A 17,087-nucleotide genomic window follows, 5' to 3' on the forward strand; every position below is an offset into this window, starting at 1 on the left:
AACGACTGCAAGCGTGGAGAGGAGTCGGCAGTGCACCTGAAGAGCCTCACGGTCAAGGGCTTCAAGTCCTTCGCGCAGTCGACGACCTTCCAGTTCGAGCCCGGCGTCACCGCCATCGTCGGCCCCAACGGCTCCGGCAAGTCGAACGTGGTCGACGCGCTGGCGTGGGTGATGGGGGAGCAGGGCGCGAAGACCCTGCGCGGCGGCAAGATGGAGGACGTCATCTTCGCCGGCACCTCCACGCGCGGCCCGCTCGGCCGAGCCGAGGTGCGGCTGACCATCGACAACAGCGACGGCGCGCTGCCGATCGAGTACAGCGAGGTCACGATCGGGCGCACGCTGTTCCGCAACGGCGCGAGCGAGTACGCGATCAACGGCGACAGCTGCCGTCTGCTCGACGTGCAGGAGCTGCTCAGCGATTCCGGCCTGGGGCGGGAGATGCACGTCATCGTCGGGCAGGGGCAGCTCGACGCCGTGCTGCGCGCGACGCCCGAGGACAGGCGCGGTTTCATCGAGGAGGCGGCCGGGATCCTCAAGCACCGCCGCCGCAAGGACCGCACGCTGCGCAAGCTCGAGGCGATGGAGACGAACCTGACCCGCCTGAACGACCTCGCCGGCGAGATCCGGAGGCAGTTGAAGCCGCTCGGGCGGCAGGCCGAGGTGGCGCGCGCCGCCCAGCAGATCGCCGCCGAAGTGCGCGACGCGAAGGCGCGGCTGCTCGCCGACGACGTGGCGCGGCTGCGCGCCGAACTGGACGAGCTCGGCCGGGACGAGGCGGAGCGGCACGGCGAGCGCATCGTGCTGCAGGAGCAGGTCGAGCAGAAGCAGTTGCGGATCGGCAGGCTCGAGCAGGAGCAGCAGGGCGAGCGGCTCGACGCCGCGCGCCGGGTGACCATCGCGCTCGAGGCGTCGCAGTCCCGCCTGAGCGGCGTCCTCGCCCAGGCGCAGCAGCGGCTCACCTTCCTCGCCACCCAGGCGGAATCCCCGGAACAGGTCAATCTCCTCAGCCCCGGCGCCGTCGCCGAGGCCCGTGCCGAAGCAGACGGGCTCGCCGCGCTGATACCCGCGGCCGAGACCGCCTGGCAGGCGGCCGGCGATACGACCCGCCGGGCGCAGCAGGCGCTCGACGCGATCGACGAGCACCTCGCAGCCCAGAGCGCGCTCGTCTCCGAGCACGATCTGGAACTCTCGCAGCTGCGCGGCCGGCTCGAGGCAGCGGAGCAGCGGCACGGCGCGCTGGCGCAGGAGCTCGCCCGGCGCGAGCACGCCGTGCAGCAGGCGGAGGAGCGCGCCGCGGCGGCGAGAGACGAGCTCGACGCGTTCGAGGCGGCCGAAGAGGTCTCGGAGGCGCCCGAGAGCGGACTCGACGACGAGTACCGCGCGGCGCAGGACGCTCAGCTCGAAGCCGAGCGCCTGCGCGATGAGCTGCGCGACCGCCTGCACGCGCTGGAGCAGGAGCGCGCCGGGCTCGACGCGAGGATCGGCGTGCTGTCCCGCTCGCTCGATCAGCGGGACGCCTCGGCTGCCCTGATCGCCGAGTCGCCGGACGGCGTGGGCGAGCGGGTCGCGGATCGCATGCGCGTGGCCGAGGGATACGAGGCGGCCGTGGGGACGGCGCTCGGCGTCTTCGCCGACGCCCTGCTCGCCGCCGACGCGGGCGCGGCGGGGGACGCCGTGGAGACGGCGCATCGGCGGGATCTGGGTCGTCTGCGCGCCGTGATCGCGCGGACGTCGGACGCGATCCCGGATGCCGCCGTCCCCGAGGGGACCGAGCTGGTCCGGGCCATCGACGTCGTGCTCGACGCGCCCCCGGGCGTCTACGGCCTCCTCGCGCAGAGCTACATCGCCCCCGATCTCGAGCGCGCGCTCGCCGCAGCCGAGATCCTCCGCGCGACTCGCCCCGCGGAGCTCTTCGCCATCGTCACCGCCCGAGGGGACCTGCTCACGCCGTACACGCTCAGCGGCGGGTCCGGCGCCGTCCCGAGCCGTGTCGAACTCGTCGCCGAGCTCGAGCAGGCCGAACGGCGCCGGGCGGAACTCGTCGCCGAACTCGAGACGGCGCAGGCGGAGCTCGCCGAGCTCCGGGAGGCCGCCTCCCGCGCCAAGGTCGACGCCGAGCGAGCCTTCGCGGAACTGCGCGCCGCGGATGCGAGGATCGCGAGTCTCGCCGAGCAGCGCAACCGCCTCTCGGTGCGCGCCGAAGCGGGGCAGGCGGAGGCCGAGCGCGCGCGGCAGGCTCTGGCGGGGATCGCGGGACGCGCCGAGGAATCGGAGCGGGCGGTGACCCGCGCCTCGGAGGTGCTGGCGGAGGCCGAGGCGAGACCGAGGCCGATCCTCGACGCCGGCGAGCGGGAGACGCTGTGGGCCGAGACCGAGCGGGCCCGCGCGGCCGAGATGGAGCGCAGGCTCGAACTCGAGACCGCGAGGGAGCGCGCACGGGCGGCGGACGCTCGACACCGCCTGCTCGCCGAGCAGTTCGAGACGGAGCGCCGCGCCGCGGCCGAGGCCGCCCGGCGGGCCGTGCTCCGCGCGCACCAGGTGGAGCGGGCCGAGCGCGTCGCGGGACTGCTGCCCGCGATCCAGGCCGCGTGCGATCGCGCCCTGGCGGAGGCGCGTCTCGCCCAGCGCGAGGTCGAGCAGGAGCGGGCGAAGCACAGCCAGGAGCTCACGCTGCTGCGCGCGGATGAGGCCGGGCTGCGCTCGCGGCTCCAGACGCTGACCGAGCAGGTGCACGGAGCCGAGCTGAAGAGCTACGAGCGCAAGCTGCAGCTCTCCACCCTGCTCGAGCGCGCAGGCAATGAACTGGGTCTCGTCGAGGACGTCCTGATCGCGGAGTACGGACCGCGCGCTCCGGAGCGGGCATCGCCTGACGCGCGCTCCGTCCCGAGCGCGCCGGCGCGCTCGGAGAACGGTGAGGTGGAGGATCCCGATCCCGCGACTCTCACGAGGGCGGAACAGGAGAAGCGCCTCGCGCGCGCAGAGAAGCGCCTGGCCGAGCTGGGGCGCATCAACCCGCTCGCGCTCGAGGAGTTCGCGGCGCTCGAGCAGCGGCACGCGTTCCTCGCCGAGCAGCTGGCCGATCTCACGAAGACGCGGTCCGATCTGCTGTCCATCGTGGGCGAGCTCGACGCGAAGATGCAGGGGATCTTCGCCGCGGCGTTCGCCGATACGCAGGCCGCCTTCTCCGAGGTGTTCCCGATCCTGTTCCCGGGCGGATCCGGCGAGGTCTCGCTGAGCGATCCCGACGACCTGCTCGGCACGGGCATCGAGATGACCGTGCGCCCGGCGGGCAAGAAGGTCGAGCGGCTCTCGCTGCTCAGCGGCGGCGAGCGCTCGCTCGCCGCGGTCGCCTGGCTGATCGCGATCTTCCAGGCGCGGCCCAGCCCGTTCTACATCATGGACGAGGTCGAGGCGGCCCTCGACGACGCCAATCTCGGACGACTGCTGCAGGTGTTCGAGGGACTGCGCGAGCATTCCCAGCTGATCGTGATCACCCACCAGAAGCGCACCATGGAGATCGCGGACGCTCTGTACGGCGTCTCGATGCGGCAGGACGGCATCTCGGCGGTCGTCGGCCAGCGGGTGGGTCCCGAGGAGTAGCCGGATCATCCCCGGGGAGGATGCCGAACGGTACCGCAGACCGATGCGCCCCGGCCGGGGTGACTCTACTCTGATTCCAGAGGGTGACACGCACCCCTGAAAGGCAGGGAACCATGATCGAGGCACGCGGACTCACCAAGCGTTTCGGTGACAAGACCGCCGTACAAGACGTCAGCTTCTCGCTGCAGGCCGGGCAGGTCACCGGCTTCCTCGGACCGAACGGCGCGGGGAAGTCGACGACCATGCGGATGCTGATGGGGCTCGACCGGCCGAGCGAGGGCGGCATCACGGTCCTCGGCAAACCCTATGCGGAGCACCGGAACCCTCTCTGCATCGCGGGAGCGCTGCTCGACGCCAAGGGCGTGCATCCCGGGCGCAGCGCGCGCAGCCACCTGCAGGCGCTCGCCGTCACGCACGGGATCAGCAGGAGTCGTGTGGACCAGGTCCTCGAGCTGACCGGGCTCGAGTCGGTCGCTCAGAAACGGGTCGGCAAGTTCTCCCTCGGCATGGGGCAGCGTCTCGGCATCGCGGCGGCCCTGCTCGGGGATCCCGAGGTGCTGGTGCTCGACGAACCGGTGAACGGCCTGGATCCCGACGGCGTGCTCTGGGTGCGGCAGTTCGTGCGCGCCTTCGCCGCCGAGGGCCGGACCGTGCTGCTCTCGAGCCACCTCATGAGCGAGATGGCGCAGACCGCCGATCATCTCATCGTGCTGGGCCGCGGCCGTGTGATCGCCGACGCGCCGATCGCCGAGCTGCTCGCCTCCGGGGAGCGGCGCACCGTGCGGGTCGTCTCGCCCGACGCGATCCGCCTCGGCGAACTCCTGCGCGCCGAGGGCGCGCGCAGCACGCAGCGCGCCGACAACCGCGAGCTGGTGCTTGAGGGCATCGCGGCTGAGCGGGTCGGCGAGGTCGCCGCGGCTCACGGCATCGTCCTGCACGCACTCTCCACCGACGCCACCTCGCTCGAGGAGGCCTACCTCGCCCTGACCCGGAGCGAAGTCGAGTACTCCACCGATGAGCACCACGCAGACCAGCCCGCCGCGGCCTGAGACGATCGGAAGACGAACCATGACCACCTCAACTGCAACAGCAACCCCGACCGCTCCCCGCGTCCGCGCCGCCGGCGCCGAGGGGCGCCTCACCTTCGACGGCGTGCTCCGGAGCGAGTGGATCAAGCTGCTCTCCCTCCGCTCGATCCGCTGGTCGATCGCCATCATCCTGGTCCTGAGCTGGGGCGCGGCCGCGCTGATGGGGCTCTCGCTCTCGATGCTGCGAGACGATCCCGACCTGGGGGCCGGCATGTTCACCCCGGAGAACATCCCAGCCCTGCTCGTCCAGGCGGCGAGCATCGGCAGCAGCTTCACCGTGCTGGTGATGGGCGTGCTCGGAGTGCTCGCCATCACGAGCGAGTATGCGAGCGGGCTGATCCTCTCGAGCCTGACCGCGGTGCCCTCCCGCACACCGCTTCTGGCGGCGAAGGCACTCGTCGTCGCCGCGATCTCCTTCGGGGTCGGGGCGCTGGGCACCTTCGGCGGCGGACTGATCGCTGCGATCTTCCTCGGCGGCGACGCCCTCGACGCCTACGTGAAGCCCGAGGTGCTCGCATCGATGGTGAGCACCTCGCTCTACCTGGCGCTGGTGGCGCTGCTCGCGCTGGGCATCGGCTTCCTGCTGCGCTCGAGCGCGGGGGCGATCGCGGCCGTCGTCGGGTTGGTGTTCGTCGCCCCCATCCTGTTCCAGGTGCTCACGCTGACGGGATGGGACTGGGTCGATCGCGTGGCGGACTGGCTGCCGAGCGACCTGGGCACGACGCTCGCGCTGGAACCGGTCTCGGCGAACGTGTCGAACCTCGCCTCGGAGGGGTTGGCGGTCGAACCCGAAGGCGTGGGATACTGGGCCGCACTCGGCGGACTCGTCGCCTGGGCCGCCGCCGCCCTGGTGCCCGCCGCGATCCTGTTCCGCAAGAGAGACGCCGTGTGATCCCACGTCCCATCGCTCCGGCCGGGGCCGAGTCGCGTTCGTCGCGCTCGTCCCGGTCTCCGAGCGCCGCGCAGCCGCAGCCTGCTGATGCAGAGCTGCGGCTGCCGCGCCCGCCCGGGGTCTTCCGGCGCTGGCTGTCCGATCATCCCCGCACGGTCGACTGGACGATCGTCGCCGTCTACCTGCTCGGCTGCGCGCTCATGGTCGCTGCGGAGCTCGTCTCGTCCTACGCCGCAGACAACCTCAGCGACATCGAGGCCGATGTCGCGAACGAGATGCGCGCCCGGGGCGCCTACCTCCTCTGGCCGCACGTACTCATCCCCGTGGCGGTGACCGCGGCCGTCGCGGGGCTGCTGGCCGTCCGCCGCCGTCATCCGCTCCTCGGCGTGATCGTCGTCTCGCTGCTGCAGATCTTCGAGCTCGGGTTCCTGGCGCTGCCGAACGGGATCGCCCTCATCTTCCTGCTCTACGCGGTGCCGGTCTACCGCAGCATCGTCGCGGGCTGGATCGCCTACGGCGTCGCGCTCGGCACGAGCGTGCTGTTCATGGCGCTGGTCGCCGTCATCCCGTGGGGCGGTCCGGTCGCCCTCGTCGCCTATTCCGGGGACCGCATGGCCGTGAGCGACGTGGTCATCCTGAGCGTGATGACCGCGCTCTGGCTGCTCGCCGCGCTGATGCTCGGGATCAACGCCGGCAGTCGCAAGCGCTACGTCGCGGCGCTCATCGACCGCGCCCATCAGCTCGCCAGGGAGCGAGAGCAGCGGGCCGAGCTGGCGGCGGCGGCGGAGCGGTCGCGCATCGCCAGGGAGATGCACGACATCGTCGCCCACTCGCTGTCGGTCGTGGTGACGCTCGCCGAGGGCGCCGCGGTGGCGCTGGACGCCGACCCGGCCGCCTCCAGGCAGGCGATGCAGCGGGCCTCGGAGACCGGGCGCAGCGCGCTCGTCGAGATGCGCCGGCTGCTCGGGGTGCTGCGCGATCCCGCCGCTCCCGGTGGGTCGACGACGCCGGAGCCGAGGGCTGCGGCGCCGCTCGCACCGCAGCCGGGCGTCGGGCAGGTGCGGGATCTCGTGGCGGGCTTCGCGGAGGCGGGACTGAGCGTGGAACTCAGCGAGGAGGGAGTTCCCGCGGGAGATGCCGCGCAGCAGCTCGCCGTCTACCGGATCGCCCAGGAGGGCCTGACCAATGCGCTCCGGTACGCGGGGCCGGGCGCCGAGGTCCGGGTGATCCTGGAGCACACGCCCGAGCGGACGAGTCTCGAGATCGGCGATTCCGGCCGCTCCGGAGCGCTCGCCGGTTCGGAGCGCGATCGGGCGGACGGGCCGATCCCGGGCAGCGGGCGGGGACTGGCCGGGGTCGAGCAGCGGGTGCGCATCTTCGGCGGGGTCTTCGAGGCGGGGCCGCATCGCGGCGGGTGGCGTCTGCGCGCAATCATCCCGACGCGGGGCGCGGGGCGCGAAGGGGGAGGATCGTGAACGTCGAGCCTATTCGGACGATGATCGTCGACGATCAGGAGCTGATCCGCACGGGGTTCGCGCTGATCCTGGGTGCGACCGACGGCATCGAGGTCGTCGGCGAGGCCGGCGACGGCGCCGAGGCGCTGCGGGTTCTCGGCGAGTTGTCGGACCGGCAACGGGATCCGGATGTGGTGCTCATGGACGTGCGTATGCCGGGGATGAACGGCATCGAGGCCACCGGGCGACTGGTGAGGCAGTTCCCGCGCACCCGGGTGATCGTCCTGACCACCTTCGACCTCGACGAGTACGCGATGGACGCGGTGGAGGCGGGCGCGAGCGGGTTCCTGCTGAAGGACGCGCGCGCGGTCGAGCTGATCCGCGCGGTGCGGGCCGTCGCGGAGGGTGACGCGGTGATGGCCCCGAGTGTGACGATGCGGCTGATGCAGCGGCTGCGCGGGGACGGGGCGCCCGAGCAGCCGGCCGCCGCGCCGTCGGCGAGAACCGGGATCCCGGAGCTGACCGAGCGCGAAGCCGAGGTGCTCGGTCTGATCGCGGAGGGGCTCTCCAACCTCGAGATCGGCGATCGCCTGTTCCTCTCGGAGTCCACCGTGAAGACCCACGTCGGCCGCATCCTCGCGAAACTGGGACTCCGCGACCGCGTGCAGGCGGTGATCCTCGCCTACGAGCGCGGTCTGCGCTGAGCGGCGCCCGGAGGGCCGCTCGGTCACAAGACGCTAACACTTCTGTTTCGGGCGGCTTACGCGGCGGCGCACCGCTGCGCTGTCTGACTATGCTCAGGGAGTGTGTCGCAGTGGAGCGACCGGAAAGAAAGGCATCATTCATGAAGATGATTACCAAGCGCACAGCCGGTGCCGTGGCCTTGATCGCGAGCGCCGCTCTGGTGCTCTCGGCCTGCTCGTCGACGCCGGAGACGCCCGCCGATGAGAACGACGGCGGCAGCACCGAGGCGCTCAAGATCGCCACGCTGCTTCCCCAGACCGGTTCCCTCGGCTTCCTCATGCCGCCGGTGCAGGCCGGCATCGCGCAGGCCCAGGCCGACATCGAGGCGGCCGGCGGCGTGCTGGGACAGCCGATCGAGATCGTGGCCGAGGCGAATGAGGGCGATGCCACCGACCTGACGGTGGTGGAGAAGGGCGCCGACGACGTGATCGCCAGCGGCGCCTCCTTCGTGCTCGGCGCGATGGGATCCGGTCGCAGCGCGCACGTCGTCGATAAGATCGCCGAGGCGGGCATTCTGCAGGGATCGCCGTCGAACACCGACGCCGGGCTGAGCGGCGTCAGCCCGAACTACTTCCGCACCGCGCCGCCGGACACGGTGCAGGGTGACGCGCTCGGCAGCCAGATCCTCGACGACGGCAAGACCAGCGTCGCTTTCCTCACCTTCAACGATCCCTACGGCCTGGGCCTTCGTGACGTGATCCAGCAGACCGTCGAAGCCGGCGGTGCCGAGGTGGTCTACGGCGGCAAGGGCGACGGCAACGAGTTCCCGACCGAGCAGACCTCCTTCTCCTCGGAGATCACCGCGGTGAAGGATTCCGGGGCCGAGGCGATCGTCGTGGTCACCTACGACCAGCTGAAGCAGATCGTGCCCGAGGCCGTGAACCAGGGCCTCGATCTCTCGACCTTCTACCTGGTCGACGGCAACGCGAACGGCTACGGCGAGGAGTTCCCCGAGGGCACGCTCGCCGGAGCTCAGGGATCGATCCCGGGCGCCCAGGCGAACGAGGAGTTCCAGGATCAGCTCGAAGAGATCTACGAAGCCGAGTTCGACGGCGAGCTCGAGAGCTTCACCTACGCCCCCGAGGCGTACGATCTCGTCACGATCGTGGCGCTTGCCGCGGAGAAGGCCGGCGCGACCGACGCCGATTCGATCCGGGAGCAGTTGCACGCGGTCACCGGAGCGAACGGCGGCACCGAGGTGACGAGCTTCGAAGAGGGCAAGGCCGCGATCGAGGCGGGTGATGAGATCCACTACGTCGGCAAGGCCGGTACTGGTCCGCTGAACGACAACAACGATCCGTCTTCGGCGTTCATCGGCATCTACCAGTACGACGACGACAACAACCCCGTCTTCCAGCGGGCCATCGAGGGCGCGGTCGAATAGCGCCGCAGTTCCTGATGGACAGTACGGCCCCGGTTCATCGAACCGGGGCCGTACTGCTGCAATCCGATCTCTACCCGGTCTTCGCCTTGCTCTCCACGTCGGCGGCGAGGGTGCCGAGGTAGAGCTCGATCACCTTCGGATCGTTCGCGAGCTCTCGCCCCGGACCCTCGTAGGCGTTCCTGCCCTGGTCGAGCACATAGGCGCGATCGCAGATCTGCAGGCAGCGGCGCGCGTTCTGCTCCACCATGATGATGGTCACACCCGTCCGGTTGATCTGACGGGTGCGGATGAACGTCTCATCCTGGCGGACGGGGGAGAGCCCGGCGCTCGGCTCGTCGAGGAGGAGCACCTTCGGATCCATCATCAGGGCTCGCGCCATGGCGACCGACTGCCGCTCGCCGCCGGAGAGCGAGCCCGCCCGCTGCCGGCGCCGCTCCGCGAGCATGGGGAAGAGGTCCCACATCTCCTCGACCCTCGCGCTGAACTCCTTGGGCTTCAGGAACAGGCCCATCTGCAGGTTCTCCTCGATGGTGAGCGAGGGGAACACGTTGTTGGTCTGCGGCACGAAGCCGACGCCCTTGCGCACCAGCTGGTTGGTCGCGGACCGCGTCACGTCCTCGCCATCCAGGACGACGCGGCCCTCTCGGATGTCCACGAGGCCGAAGAGAGCTTTGAGCAGGGTCGACTTGCCCGCACCGTTCGGCCCGATGATGCCGATCAGCTCGCCCTGGTAGGCCTCGAGCGTGCATCCGTTCAGAATATTGACCCCGGGCAGGTACCCGGCCGTGATATCGTCCGCCTGCACCACGAGCTTCGGATCGTTCATCGGGCTTCCTCCTCCTCCACCTCTTCGGCGATGGCGCGGATCACGCCCGTCGTGAGCACCTCGTTGTCGCCGAGATCCCGATCGTGGTGGGCGCCCAGATAGGCGTCGACCACCGCTCGGCTGCTCATGACGCTCTCCGGCAGGCCCTCCGCGATCACCTCGCCCTGAGCCATCACGACGACCCAGTCGCTGACGTGCCGCACCATGTGCATGTCGTGCTCGACGAACAGCACGGTGGTGCCCTCGTCACGCAGCGCCTGGATGTGTTCGAGCAGGCTCTGCGTCAGCGCCGGGTTCACGCCCGCCATCGGCTCATCGAGCATGATCATAGCCGGCCTCGACATCAGCGCCCGCGCCATCTCGAGCAGCTTCTTCTGGCCGCCCGAGAGCTCGCCGGCCAGGTCGCTCTTCTTGGCATCGAGTTTGAAGCGCGTCAGCAGCTCCTCCGCGCGCTCGATGTTCTCCCGCTCGCGCCTCGCCCACAGCGGCTTGAAGAGGCCGACGAAGAGATTCTCGCCCGGTTGATCGTTCGCCCCGATCAGCATGTTCTCCAGCACGGTCATCCGGCCCAGCGCCTTGGTCAGCTGGAAGGTGCGCACCATGCCGGCCCGCGCGGCCTGCGACGCGCCGGTTCGGGTGAGGGTCTTCCCGTTGAAGGACCAGCGGGCGTCCCCTCCTCCGATCAGCCTCGCCGCGTTCGACGGTCGATCGAAGCCGGTGATCAGGTTGAAGAAGGTGGTCTTGCCCGCGCCGTTCGGTCCGATGAGTGCGGTGATCGCGCCGCGCTGCACCTCGAGGTGCGCGACGTCGACCGCGGTGATGCCGCCGAAACGGCGGACGATGCGATCGACGGTGAGAATGGGATCGGGCTTCGCCACGCCAGGCACCTGTTCGAGCTCGTGCAGGTGCGCCCGCAGAGCGGCGCGGTCGTACGGATACTCAGACATTGAACGACAGCTCCTTCTTATTGCCCAGCACGCCCTGGGGTCGGAATACCACCAGCAGGATCAACGAGATGCCGATCAGGATCCACGCCAGTTGCTCCGTCTGCTGTGCGCTCAACACCGAGGACGGGATGAACTCGCCGGCCAGGCTCGTCAGGACCAGTCGAACGGTGAAGAAGAGGATGCTGCCCAGCAGCGGGCCGAAGATGGTGGCCGCGCCGCCGAGCAGCATGATCATCCAGAGGTTGAAGGTCATGGGCCGGCCCATCGAGTCGGGTTGCATCGCGGCGGGCAGCGCCATCACGATCCCGCCGAAGGCGCCCATGACCCCGCCCAGGATCAGCGCTTGCATCTTGTAGGCGTAGGAGCTCTTGCCCAGACTCCGCACCGCGTCCTCGTCCTCGCGGATCCCTTTGAGCACCCGTCCCCACGGGCTGCGCATGAGCGCCCAGGTGATCAGCAGGAAGACGAGGACGAGCCCCCAGGCCACGATGCGGGTCCACCAATCGTCCACGCCGGTGTTGGCATAGCTGAGACCGAAGATCGTGGTCCGCCCCTCCGGCAGTGGCGAGAGCTCGGTGAAGACGGGACGGTACCTCTGGCCGGGGATGCCGCTCGGCCCGCCGGTGATGTCCTGCAGTACCGCGAGCTTCACGACCATGCGGATCACCTCGGCCGCGGCGATCGTGACGATCGCGAGGTAGTCGCCGCGGAGCTTCAGGGTGGGGATGCCGAGAATGAGCGCGAAGATGATCGCCGCCGCGATTGCGATCCCGAGTGCGGCCCAGAAGCCCGCGCCCAGCACGACCGACACCCCGAAGCCGTACGCCCCGACGAGCATGAAGCCAGCCTGCCCCATGTTCATCAGGCCGGTGAATCCGAAGTGTATGTTCAGTCCGATGGCCGCCAGCACGAACGCGGCGGTAGTCGGGGCGATCGCGGTCTGCAGGATGCTCTGCAGGAGTCCGAACCAGAAATCCATGATGCGCTCCTAGCCGATCCGCTCTTTGCGGCCGAAGATGCCCTGCGGTCTGACCAGCAGGATGATGATGAGGAGGACCAGCGCCGTCGCGTACTTGAGGTCGCCGGGCAGCCAGATGTTGGTGAGCTCGACCATCATGCCGATGATCATCGAGCCGACGAAGGCGCCGAAGGCGGTGCCGAGCCCGCCCAGCGTCACCGCGGCGAAGAACATCAGCAGCATCGTTCCGCCGGTGAACCAGTTGAGGCCGTTGAACACCAGGCCGAGGAACACGCCCGCGAGCCCGGCGAGCGCGGCGCCGACGACCCAGACGATGTTGACGACCCGGTCGACGTCGATGCCGGATGCCCGGGCGAGTGCCGGATTGTCGCTGATGGCCCGAGTCGCCCGGCCGAAACGGGTGAACATCAGACCGAGCCCGACCGCGGTGATGGCGAGCAGCGCGACGCCCATCGCTATGTAGGACTGGACCGTGAGGGTGACCCCCAGCACCGTCCAGGTGGCGGGAGTCTCCCGGTCGATCCGGATCACGCCGGAGCCCCAGAAGAACTGGAAGACGTACTGCAGGGTGATCGACAGGCCGATCGACACGATCATCAGCTGCATGAGGCTGAGCCCTCTCCTGCGGAGGGGCTTCCACAGCACCTTGTCCTGCGCCCAGCCGAAGGCCGCCGCGACCACGACGGCCAGCAGGCCGGCCAGCCAGAGGTTGCCGACCCAGCCCATGAAGCTGGCGGCGAGCAGCCCGCCGAGTGTGACCATCTCCCCTTGGGAGAAATTGCTGAGGCCGGTGGTGCCGAACACCAGCGAGAGGCCGAGGGACGCGAGTGCGATCAGCAGACCCATCCGCAGCCCCGATGCGAACTGCTGCCAGAATCGCGGCCAACTGAAGCTGTTGCCGGCGGAGGCGGCCTGATCGTCGCCCTCATTGGCCGCGGGCGTCTCCGGGCCGCCGCCGGCCTCATCGGGATCGTCCGTCAGCGGGAAGAGCCCGCTCGCGACGTTGCCCAGCTCGACGGTCAGCTCCCGGCTGCCGACGCTCTTCAGATACTGGCCCTCGGGGAGCGTCGCCTCGTCCACCGCCACCGTATAGGCGCCCGCCTCGGTCACCGCGAAGGACCAGCGCCCGTCCGAGCCGGTCTCGGTGGTCTGCTGTTCGGCCCCGCCGGTCAGGGTCAGGCCGATGCCCGACGCGGGATCCCCGTCGCTCGTCTTGATGATGCCCTGCAGGCAGCCGGTGCTCGCGTCCGAACTGCATTCCGCCGCGTGGGCCGGCGAGACGGCGAACAGCCCGCTGCACACGGCGACGAGCAATGCGAAGAGCAAAGCGAGACCGATTGGACGCCTGGCGCTCACCGTTATCTCCGTTTTCCGGGTCACGGTACCTCCGAGGTGGGTCGCGCGTCCGGCTACTCTGCGTGAACGCTGTGAACGTTTGAATCGTAGCGGAGTCCGGGCGCGTCGAAGGCGGAAACTCACGATTTCGGTGGACGTTCGTAACCAAACGGGAACATTCGTGGTGGGATCTCCACAGACCGGAAGCGAGGCTCGGGGCGGCCCTTCCGGGATACGATTGAGGCATGGCAGAGCGATCCTGGTCCCTCGCGAACGTGTTCCGCGGCGTGTTCGGCAACGGCGGCGACCGGGAGGAAGCGCTCGTCGACGACGACACCTGGGATGAACTCGAGATCGCGCTGATCTCGGCCGACTTCGGCCCCGACATCGCCGAGTCGATCCTCGGCCGCCTGCGCGAGCAGGCGGATCGGCACCGGGTGACCCGCGTCTCGGAGCTGCGGCTGATGCTGCGCGAGGCGCTCGAGGAGCGGCTCGCCGCCTACGATCCGACGCTCCGGCTCTCCGAGAGCCCGGCGGTGATCCTGGTGGTGGGCGTGAACGGCGTGGGGAAGACCACGACGATCGGCAAGCTGGCGAACTACCTCGGCTCCCTCGGCAAGCGCGTGGTCCTGGGAGCCGCGGACACCTTCCGCGCCGCGGCGGTGGAGCAGCTGGCGACGTGGGCGGAGCGCGCGCGCGTCGACATCGTGCGCCCGGAGCAGCAGGGTCAGGATCCCGCCTCCGTCGCCTTCCAGACGGTGGCTCGGGCCTCGAACGAGGGCCACGATATCGCCATCATCGATACGGCGGGGCGGCTGCAGACCAAGGGCGGGCTCATGGACGAGCTCTCGAAGGTGCGACGCGTCATCGAGAAGCAGGCGCCCGTCGCCGAGGTGCTGCTGGTGCTCGACGCCACGACCGGCCAGAACGGGCTGACGCAGGCGGAGGCGTTCATCGAGCACGCGGGGGTGACGGGGCTCGTGCTGACCAAGCTCGACGGCTCGGCGAAGGGCGGCTTCGTGCTCGCCGTGCAGGAGAAGACCGGGCTGCCCGTGAAGCTCGTGGGCCAGGGGGAGGGGATCGGCGATCTCACCGGTTTCACGCCGCACGTCTTCGCCGCCCAGCTGATCGGCTAGAGGCCGATAGGCAGCCGCCCGGCGATCGGCCGAGTACCCGATCATCTGATCGCCTCACGCGAAATTCACGAACGAGAGCGCGAAAGAGGAGTAGACCAGAGGGTGAGGCCCGACGGCCGCCCGAGACGCGCGACCGCCAGAGCGTCAACCGCTCGCATCCGCCGAGCGGTTCTCGAGAAAGGCAGGACAATGCAGCATCTCACCGTGCTCGGGACCGGCGTGCTCGGCTCCCAGATCATCTTTCAGTCGGCGTACTCCGGGAAGGACGTCGTAGCCTACGACCTCTCGGGCGACATCCTCGCGAAGCTCCCCGAGCGCTGGGAGTATCTGAAGGCGGCTTACCGTCGTGACGTGCCCGATGCGTCCGAGGAGAAGCTCGACGCCGCCGTCTCCCGCATTCGCGCGACCGCCGACCTCGCCGATGCCGTCTCCGCGGCCGACATCATCATCGAGGCCGTTCCGGAGCGCCTCGACATCAAGCAGCAGACCTGGGAGAAGGTGGCCGCGGTCGCTCCCGAGCGGACGATCTTCTGCACCAACTCGTCGACGCTGCTGCCGAGCGATATCGCGCCCTTCACCGGCCGCCCGGCGAGATTCCTGGCGCTGCACTTCGCGAACGAGGTGTGGAAGTTCAACACTGGAGAGGTGATGGGGCACGCGGGCACCGACCCGGAGGTGTTCGAGGAGGTCGCGGTGTTCGCCGAGCAGATCGGCATGGTTCCCATCCGGGTGAACAAGGAGCAGCCGGGCTATGTACTGAACTCGCTGCTCGTGCCGTTCCTCAACGCGGCGGCGGCGCTGTTCGTCAAGGGCGTCGCGTCTCCGGAGGACATCGACAAGACGTGGACCATCGCCACCGGAGCCCCGGTGGGTCCGTTCCGGATCTACGACGTGGTCGGGATGATGACCCCGTACAACCTGAGCAAGGACAGCGCGGATCCGACGATGCGCGAGTTCGCCGAGGTCCTCAAGCGGGACTACATCGACAAGGGCTATCTGGGGAAGGGCGCGGGTCGGGGCTTCTACAGCTACGAGTAGCGCGGTCCGCCCCGATTCGCAACCGGTCCGGAGCGCGGCCGAGTAGAATCGGCTCATCATGGCTACTTTCGGAAACCTGTCCGCCAGGCTCACGGACACCTTCAAGAACCTCCGCGCGAAGGGCAAGCTCTCGGCGGCCGACGTCGACGGGACCGTGCGGGAGATCCGGCGCGCGCTCCTCGAAGCGGACGTCGCGCTCGAGGTCGTCAAGGAGTTCACGGCGAAGGTGCGCGAGCGCGCTCTCGGCGACGAGGTCAACCGGGCGCTGAACCCCGCTCAACAGGTCGTGCAGATCGTCAACGAGGAGTTGGTGGGGATCCTCGGCGGCGAACAGCGGCGTCTGCGCTTCGCCAAGAACCCGCCGACCGTGATCATGCTGGCGGGCCTCCAGGGCGCGGGCAAGACGACACTCGCGGGCAAGCTCGCCAAATGGCTGCGGGATCAGGGTCACACGCCGCTGCTGGTGGCCTGCGATCTGCAGCGCCCGAACGCGGTCACCCAGTTGAAGGTGGTGGGCGAGCAGGCGGGGGCCGCGGTCTTCGCCCCGCATCCCGGCAACACCGGCGCCGGGGAAGACGCGACCTCGGGCGATCCCGTGCGGGTGGCGAAGGACGGCATCGCCGAGGCCCGGGCCAAGCAGCACGACTTCGTGATCGTCGACACCGCGGGCCGGTTGGGCGTCGACGCCGAGCTGATGCGGCAGGCCGGCGACATCCGACGGGCGATCGATCCGGACGAGGTGCTCTTCGTCATCGACGCGATGATCGGTCAGGACGCGGTGGCGACCGCCCGGGCCTTCCAGGAGAGCGTCGACTTCACGGGCGTGGTGCTCACCAAGCTCGACGGCGACGCGCGCGGCGGCGCCGCGCTCTCGATCCGCAGCCTCACGGGGCGCCCGATCCTCTTCGCCTCCACCGGGGAGGGGCTCGGCGACTTCGAGCCCTTCCACCCGGATCGCATGGCGAGCCGGATCCTCGACCTCGGCGACATCCTCACCCTGATCGAGCAGGCCCAGCACGCCTTCGACGAGGAGGAGGCCCGCAAGGCCGCGGAGAAGCTGGCGAGCGATCAGTTCACGCTCGACGACTTCCTGAAGCAGATGCAGCAGCTGCGCGGCGCCGGTTCCATCAAGAAGATGATGGGCATGCTGCCGGGCATGGGCAAGATGAAGGATCAGCTCGAGAACTTCGACGAGCGCGAGATCGTGCACACCGAGGCGATCATCCAGTCGATGACCCCGGCGGAGCGGGGCAACCCGAAGATCCTGAACGGCTCCCGCAGACTCCGCATCGCCAAGGGATCCGGCATGACGGTCACCGACGTGAACTCGCTCGTCAGCCGATTCGAACAGGCCGCGAAGATGATGAAGACGGTCGCCCGCGGCGGTGTGCCGCAGATCCCGGGCATGGGGCCGGTTCCCGGCATGGGCGGGGGAGGAGCCGGCCGCAAACGGCAGCAGCCGAAGGGCAAGGGCAAGGGGGCGAAGCGCTCGGGCAACCCGGCCAAGCGCGCCGCCGAGAGCTCGGGACGGGCGGCCGCCCCGGTCGCGGACGGTTCCGGCTTCGGCCTCGGCCGCGGCGAGGCGCCTCAGCCGAGCGAGACCGACCTCGCGCAGCTGCAGAACATGCTCGGCAAGGGCCTGCGCTGATGGGGAGCGGTGCCGG

13 protein-coding genes are annotated in these 17,087 nt (G+C 69.7%); 9 read left to right on the top strand and 4 right to left on the bottom strand.

All coding sequences use genetic code 11. From position 1 onward, the window contains the following. Nucleotides 1-30 precede the first annotated feature (30 nt). The 6 genes from smc to J4H92_RS03505 all read left to right on the top strand — a co-directional run bounded on the left by smc (nt 31) and on the right by J4H92_RS03505 (nt 9,162). On the top strand, nt 31-3,600 hold the full coding sequence (gene smc, locus J4H92_RS03480) for a chromosome segregation protein SMC (RefSeq protein ID WP_208096033.1): 3,570 nt from the start codon (nt 31-33) through the stop codon (nt 3,598-3,600). Between the two features lie 113 nt (nt 3,601-3,713). After that, complete coding sequence (locus J4H92_RS03485) at nt 3,714-4,649, top strand: ABC transporter ATP-binding protein (protein ID WP_208096036.1); 936 nt, start codon at nt 3,714-3,716, stop codon at nt 4,647-4,649. A gap of 19 nt (nt 4,650-4,668) precedes the next feature. Next, complete coding sequence (locus J4H92_RS03490; protein WP_208096039.1) at nt 4,669-5,580, top strand: ABC transporter permease subunit; 912 nt, start codon at nt 4,669-4,671, stop codon at nt 5,578-5,580. Continuing rightward, on the top strand, nt 5,577-7,055 hold the full coding sequence (locus tag J4H92_RS15680; protein ID WP_208096042.1) for a histidine kinase: 1,479 nt from the start codon (nt 5,577-5,579) through the stop codon (nt 7,053-7,055). The genes J4H92_RS03490 and J4H92_RS15680 overlap by 4 nt, the downstream gene beginning before the upstream one ends. A 20-nt stretch (nt 7,056-7,075) precedes the next feature. After that, nucleotides 7,076-7,738, top strand: a complete 663-nt coding sequence (locus tag J4H92_RS03500) for a response regulator (RefSeq protein ID WP_208096527.1) — start codon at nt 7,076-7,078, stop codon at nt 7,736-7,738. Nucleotides 7,739-7,878: 140 nt separating this feature from the next. After that, complete coding sequence (locus tag J4H92_RS03505; protein ID WP_243751929.1) at nt 7,879-9,162, top strand: ABC transporter substrate-binding protein; 1,284 nt, start codon at nt 7,879-7,881, stop codon at nt 9,160-9,162. Between the two features lie 70 nt (nt 9,163-9,232). Here J4H92_RS03505 and J4H92_RS03510 read toward each other — a convergent pair whose 3' ends face one another. The 4 genes from J4H92_RS03510 to J4H92_RS03525 are packed head-to-tail and all read right to left on the bottom strand — an operon-like array spanning nt 9,233 to nt 13,270. After that, a complete protein-coding gene (locus J4H92_RS03510; protein WP_208096044.1) occupies nt 9,233-9,988 on the bottom strand; it encodes an ABC transporter ATP-binding protein in 756 nt (251 codons plus the stop codon). Next, the gene (locus J4H92_RS03515; protein WP_208096047.1) at nt 9,985-10,935 is read right to left on the bottom strand and encodes an ABC transporter ATP-binding protein; all 951 of its coding nucleotides are present in this window, start codon (nt 10,933-10,935) and stop codon (nt 9,985-9,987) included. Before J4H92_RS03515 ends, J4H92_RS03510 begins: the two co-directional genes overlap by 4 nt. Then, on the bottom strand, nt 10,928-11,914 hold the full coding sequence (locus J4H92_RS03520; protein WP_208096052.1) for a branched-chain amino acid ABC transporter permease: 987 nt from the start codon (nt 11,912-11,914) through the stop codon (nt 10,928-10,930). Before J4H92_RS03520 ends, J4H92_RS03515 begins: the two co-directional genes overlap by 8 nt. Before the next feature lie 9 nt (nt 11,915-11,923). Then, a complete protein-coding gene (locus J4H92_RS03525; RefSeq protein ID WP_341782982.1) occupies nt 11,924-13,270 on the bottom strand; it encodes a branched-chain amino acid ABC transporter permease in 1,347 nt (448 codons plus the stop codon). Between the two features lie 224 nt (nt 13,271-13,494). On the opposite strand from J4H92_RS03525, the gene ftsY reads away from it, so the two are divergent. From ftsY to ffh, 3 genes are all read left to right on the top strand, one after another. Next, the gene (ftsY, locus tag J4H92_RS03530; protein ID WP_208096058.1) at nt 13,495-14,385 is read left to right on the top strand and encodes a signal recognition particle-docking protein FtsY; all 891 of its coding nucleotides are present in this window, start codon (nt 13,495-13,497) and stop codon (nt 14,383-14,385) included. Between the two features lie 189 nt (nt 14,386-14,574). After that, complete coding sequence (locus tag J4H92_RS03535; protein ID WP_208096061.1) at nt 14,575-15,423, top strand: 3-hydroxyacyl-CoA dehydrogenase; 849 nt, start codon at nt 14,575-14,577, stop codon at nt 15,421-15,423. A gap of 58 nt (nt 15,424-15,481) precedes the next feature. Next, nucleotides 15,482-17,071 carry a signal recognition particle protein gene (ffh, locus tag J4H92_RS03540; RefSeq protein ID WP_208096063.1) on the top strand — a complete coding sequence of 530 codons (1,590 nt, stop codon included), beginning with the start codon at nt 15,482-15,484 and terminating at the stop codon, nt 17,069-17,071. The last annotated feature ends 16 nt before the right edge of the window (nt 17,072-17,087 follow it).

The sequence above is a fragment of the Leucobacter weissii genome (genome assembly GCF_017565745.1).
Taxonomy (GTDB): Bacteria; Actinomycetota; Actinomycetes; order Actinomycetales; family Microbacteriaceae; genus Leucobacter; species Leucobacter weissii.